At 60.5% G+C, this 1,389-nt stretch carries 1 protein-coding gene; it reads right to left on the bottom strand.

The window, feature by feature from the left end; translation table 11 throughout:
- Nucleotides 1-121 precede the first annotated feature (121 nt).
- Nucleotides 122-1,105: a hypothetical protein gene (locus H5U08_RS18830; protein ID WP_297036707.1), complete on the bottom strand. Its 984-nt coding sequence runs from the start codon at nt 1,103-1,105 to the stop codon at nt 122-124.
- Nucleotides 1,106-1,389 lie beyond the last annotated feature (284 nt).

Genomic DNA, 1,389 nt, shown 5'->3' on the forward strand with positions numbered 1-1,389 from the left:
TCAAGGCCCTCCACGATCTCGCCATGCAGTTGGCCGCAGCTCCGGTTTCCAAACCTGCGGAAGGCTGATGGTGGCCCGGGCTACCACTTGCCGAAGGCTTTGCCGTGAATGGCCAAGCCGATTACTGGCGAAGGATTCTTTCCGGGCGGAGGCTTTGTTCATCCAGGCTGGGCAGGCCGTCAGCCATTGCGGCACGTGTCTGCTCGGACTCTTCCCACGTGCTCAGGCGGGTAATCCAGTCGGCGAGGGTTTGCCGGGTTTGGGCGTCGATCTTCAGATCGGCCGTAAGCCGCTGCAAGGTGATGGGGCGGAGTCGGGCTGTACGATACACGGAGCCCACAAAGTTCATCGTTTGCTGGTAGTTGTTTTCCGTCATCGACCCAAGCAGGGGATGGAGCGCCCGCGTGAGAAGTTCCATGCCCGCCTGTTCCACCTGCACATAGAGGTCGAGTTGGGCCGAGACATACGGCGTTCCACCCGCCTCCCGCAAAAAACTGCTGTTGAGGACAACGACGACTTTCCCCCGCACCGGACGCAGCATGAGAGGGCCCGAGTAGCTCCCCTCCGAGTACACCACGTGCTGCGATGTGCCGGTGTAGATGTAGACCACCTGGGCGATGGTGCCCGCGCTGTCGTCGAGTCGGTACTGGCGGGGACCCAGCACGTCCAGTTTCAATTTGGTGATCCCCAGCGCCTGCCACATGGCGACGATCACTTCGGGATGCTCGACGAGGAAGCGATAAAAGTCGGGTTCGCACTCGATGATGGGGGAATGCATCACCTGGAACATGGCCGCATGGTTGACCACCTCCAGCACGTGCGACCGCCAGGTGGGGGTGAGCTGGTCGAGGGGGATTCGGCTGACCGCTTCCTGCTTTGCGGCCTTGCCGCGGGGAGTTTCCCCGGGACCGCGAGAAGCGCCCACCTCCGCCAGGATCGGATGCACGTCCCCCTGGAGCACCACCCCTAAACCCAGAGCCAGCCACCGCAACAGATCACGTCTGCTCCAGGCTCCTCTGCGGACTGTCGCAGGCGAGAAGTCCGGCGCTAATTCCGGTCCGTTTCCTCTCGGTCCTTTATCAGGGGCGAAGGTCTTCCATGTCATAGGGTCGATTTCCAAGGCGGACGCCCCGCTTGCGGACAGAAGGCCTCGTTCACCAAAAGTCACTCTACCCATTATTCGGCGAGCGGCCTTCCCGGGGTGAATAATTCCTCTCGGAAGAGTTTGCGGAGCAGATGATGGTTCTGTGTTTTTCCTATTTTCTCTTGTCTCTGTCCCGGCCTCATGCGACAATCTCGCCGTCGATTTTCGACTTTGTAATCCACATGTCCTGGTCCACATGCGCACGAATCCGCCAGGTCCAAAAACGCCAGAGTACCAGGTTGCCG

It is taken from the genome of Thermogutta sp., from assembly GCF_014359955.1.
GTDB lineage: Bacteria > Planctomycetota > Planctomycetia > Pirellulales > Thermoguttaceae > Thermogutta.